The 1779-nt window shown below is 68.5% G+C and carries 2 protein-coding genes; both read left to right on the forward strand.

Annotation, left to right across the window (positions count from 1 at the left end; genetic code table 11):
* Nucleotides 1-765: branched-chain amino acid ABC transporter permease (locus tag ACSFA3_RS22535; protein WP_435507712.1), on the forward strand; the 765-nt coding region annotated here is incomplete at its 5' end.
* A partial coding sequence (locus ACSFA3_RS22540) for a branched-chain amino acid ABC transporter permease (protein WP_435507713.1) occupies nucleotides 762-1779 on the forward strand: 1018 nt, incomplete at its 3' end. The genes ACSFA3_RS22535 and ACSFA3_RS22540, both read left to right, overlap by 4 nt.

Here is a 1779-nt window from a genome sequence, read left to right on the forward strand (position 1 = left end):
GCACGGGCGCCGGCATCGGCGCTGTTCGCGGGGGCGATCAGATCGGCTGGCGCTGCCGTGGCCGCGCGGCCCGGCGTGCCGGTGGCGGTGCACATCGCGGTGGCCGTGCTGCTGGTGGTGCCTATCGCGCCGCTGCTGGCGCGGGTGGTGTTCCAGCCGATCGCGGATGCATCGGTGCTGGTGCTGCTGATCGTGTCGCTGGCGCTGCACTTTTTGCGGTCGGGGCTGGGCCTGCTGTTCTTCGGCGCCGAGGGTTCGCGCACCACGGCGTTCTCGGATGCGCGCTTCGACATCGGCGGTGTTCAGGTCAGCGGGCAATCGCTGGTGGTCGTGGGCGTCACGCTGCTGCTGGTGATCGCCATGTTCCTGTTCTTCGGCCGCTCGATGGTCGGCAAGGCGCTGCGCGCCACCGCCATCAACCGCGTGGGCGCAAGGCTCTCAGGCATTCCGACCGAACTGTCGGGCGACCTGAGCTTTGCGCTCGCGGCGCTCATCGGCGCCATCTCGGGCCTGCTGATTGCGCCGATCACCACGGTGTACTACGACACCGGCTTCCTGATCGGCCTCAAAGGCTTCGTCGCCGCCATCGTCGGCGGGCTCGCGAGCTACCCGCTGGCGCTGGCCGGCGCGCTGCTGGTCGGCCAGCTCGAATCGTTCGCCTCTTTCTGGGCCAGCCCGTTCAAGGAAGTGCTGGTCTTCACCCTGATCATTCCCGTGCTGTGGTGGCGCTCGCTCAACAGCCATCATGTGGAGGACGAAGAATGAGCACGTCTTCTTCGAACAACCTCGCCGCGACCGCACAGCCCGAAGGCAAGCCGCTGGTCACGCCGCGCCAGCTCACGCTGGTGTGCGTGGTGCTGCTGGCGCTGGCCTGGGGCTTTGTGCCCGAGTTCACCGTCTCGGTGCTCAGCAACATCGGCCTGTATGCGCTGGTCGCGGCCGGGCTGGTCATGCTGACCGGCGTGGGCGGCATGACCTCTTTCGGCCAAGCCGCCTTCGTGGGCATGGGCGCGTATGCCACCGCGTGGATCTGCACCTCGCCCACCGCCGCCGCGTGGCTGGGCGGCGCGGTCAGCCCGGCCTTGCTGCCATGGGTCGGCCTGCTGCTGGGGCTGGTGTTCACCTTCGCGCTGGCCTGGGCGCTGGGTTCGGTCACGCTCAAGCTGCAAGGCCACTACCTGCCGCTGTGCACCATCGCCTGGGGCCTGAGCCTGTACTACCTGCTGGGCAACATGGACTTCCTGGGCGGGCAGACCGGCATCACCGGCGTGCCGCCGCTGGTGGTGGCCGGCGTGTCGCTGGCCACGCCGCGCATGCTGGGCGTGGTGATCTGGGCGGTGCTGCTGCTCGCGCTGTGGGCGCTGCACAACCTGCTCGATTCGCGCGAAGGCCGCGCCATCCGCGCGCTCAAGGGCGGGCGGCTCATGGCCGAGTCGATGGGTGTGGACACGGCGCGCCATCGCATCAAGCTCTTCGTGCTGGCCGCGCTGCTCGCGGCGGTGTCGGGCTGGCTCTACGCGCACCTGCAGCGCTTCGTGAACCCGACGCCTTTCAACCTGAACATCGGCATCGAGCTGCTGTTCATGGCGGTGGTCGGTGGCGCGGGCCATCTGTGGGGCGCTGTACTGGGCGCAACGCTGATCACGCTGCTGAAGGAAAAGCTGCAGGACATCCTGCCCGCGCTGCTTGGCAGCAGCGGCAACTTCGAAGTGATCGTGTTCGGGCTGCTGATGCTGTTCGTGCTGCAACGCTTCTCCGATGGCCTGTGGCCCACGCTGG

It is taken from the genome of Variovorax glucosi, assembly GCF_051216695.1.
Lineage (GTDB): Bacteria > Pseudomonadota > Gammaproteobacteria > Burkholderiales > Burkholderiaceae_C > Variovorax.